At 64.3% G+C, this 1706-nt stretch carries 1 rRNA gene (running past one end of the window); it reads right to left on the bottom strand.

Going from position 1 to position 1706, the window contains the following annotated elements:
- Positions 1–1622, bottom strand: a 23S ribosomal RNA gene (locus DW821_RS05555) (it extends 1406 nt beyond the left edge of the window).
- Between the last annotated feature and the right edge of the window lie 84 nt (positions 1623–1706).

The following is a 1706-nucleotide window of genomic DNA, read 5'->3' as shown; positions in this document are numbered from 1 at the left end:
TAAGTGCTTCGTCCGGAGCCTCGCCCTCGATGCGGACCGGATTTCCCTGGTCCGCGGGCCGCGCTCCATCACGGGGACGTCCAGAACCCCGCCGAGCCACCCCCATCCGTCGCCCCGTCGGTCGTAGCGCCGCGTGCGCGGTGCAGGAATGTCTGCCTGCTGCGCGTCGGCTACGCCTCCCGGCCTCGCCTTAGCCCCCGACTGACCCTGGGAGGATTAGCCTTGCCCAGGAAACCTCGGGTTCACGGCGGACGAGTTACTCTCTCGTCTCTCGCTACTCATGCCAGCATTCTCACTCCCATGCGCTCCACCGTCGGTCGCCCGGCGGCTTCCCCGCCCATGGGAAGCTCCCCTACCGATTCTGAAAATCAAAATCCCGCCGCTTCGGTGTCCAGCTTAGCCCCGTGTATTGTCGGCGCATGTCCACTCGACCAGTGAGCTGTTACGCACTCTTTGAATGCATGGCTGCTTCTAAGCCAACATCCTGGTTGTCTGGGCGGACGCACATCCTTTGCCACTCGGCTGGAACTTGGGGACCTTAGCGGGCGGTCCGGGCTGTTTCCCTCTCGAGCACACAGCTTAGCCCACATGCTCTGACTGCCGCGCTCTGGGCCGCCGGCATTCGGAGTTCGGTTGGATTCGGTAGGCGGCGAAGCCCCCTCGTCCATCCGGTGCTCTACCTCCGGCGGTGAACGCGCGACGCTAGCCCTAAAGCTATTTCGGGGAGAACGAGATATCTCCGGGTTTGATTGGCCTTTCACCCCTATCCGCAGGTCATCGCCGCCGTTTTCAACCGACGTGCGTTCGGCCCTCCACGGGGTCTTACCCCCGCTTCAGCCTGCCCACGGATAGCTCACCCGGCTTCGCGTCCGCGGCGCGGGACTCAAGTCGCCCTGTTAAGGCTCGCTTTCGCTCCGGCTCCCTTTCGGTTAACCTCGCCCCGCGCCAGCGACTCGCTGGCTCATTCTACAAAAGGCACGCCGTCACACCACAAGGGTGCTCCGACTGCTCGTGGGCGCACGGTTTCAGGTACTGTTTCACTCCCCTCCCGGGGTGCTTTTCACCTTTCCCTCACGGTACTGGTGCGCTATCGGTCACAGGGTAGTACTCAGGCTTGGATGGTGGTCCACCCAGGTTCGGACCGGGTTTCACGTGCCCGGCCCTACTCAGGGACCGCGTCGCGCCGTCCGGTCTGGGTTCGCGTACGGGGCTGTCACCCGCTGCGGCCGGCCCTCCCATGCCGTTCCGCTCCCCAGCCGGACCTGCGCCCGGGGGCGGCAGCCCCCGGATGCGCGGCCCTGCAACCCCGCCGGCGGAACCCCTGCCGGGTATGCCCGCTCGACGGTTTGGCCATCGGTCCCCTTTCGCTCGCCGCTACTCGGGGAGTCTCGAGATTGATTTCCTCTCCTCCGGGTACTTAGATGTTTCAGTTCCCCGGGTTGTCCTCCCGGCCCCTATGTGTTCGGGGTCGGGATATCCACACCTCTGTGGATGGGTTCGCCCATTCGGAGACCCCCGGGTCGAAGGATGTGTGCTCCTCGCCGGGGATTATCGCAGCTTGCCGCGTCCTTCATCGGCTCCCTGTGCCAAGGCATCCGCCGTGCGCCCGTGGTATCTTGCGGGACCGCTCTCGGGCCCGCGGGATATCCACGTGTCGCTAAAATTAATTAATCGATATCATGAATAGCGCTCGTATGTCGCAATTC

Origin of the sequence: Collinsella sp. AM33-4BH (assembly GCF_003469205.1) — a bacterium.
GTDB lineage: Bacteria > Actinomycetota > Coriobacteriia > Coriobacteriales > Coriobacteriaceae > Collinsella.
The sequence above is the reverse complement of the archived record's forward strand: the minus strand, read 5'-3'. Positions and strand labels throughout refer to the sequence as shown.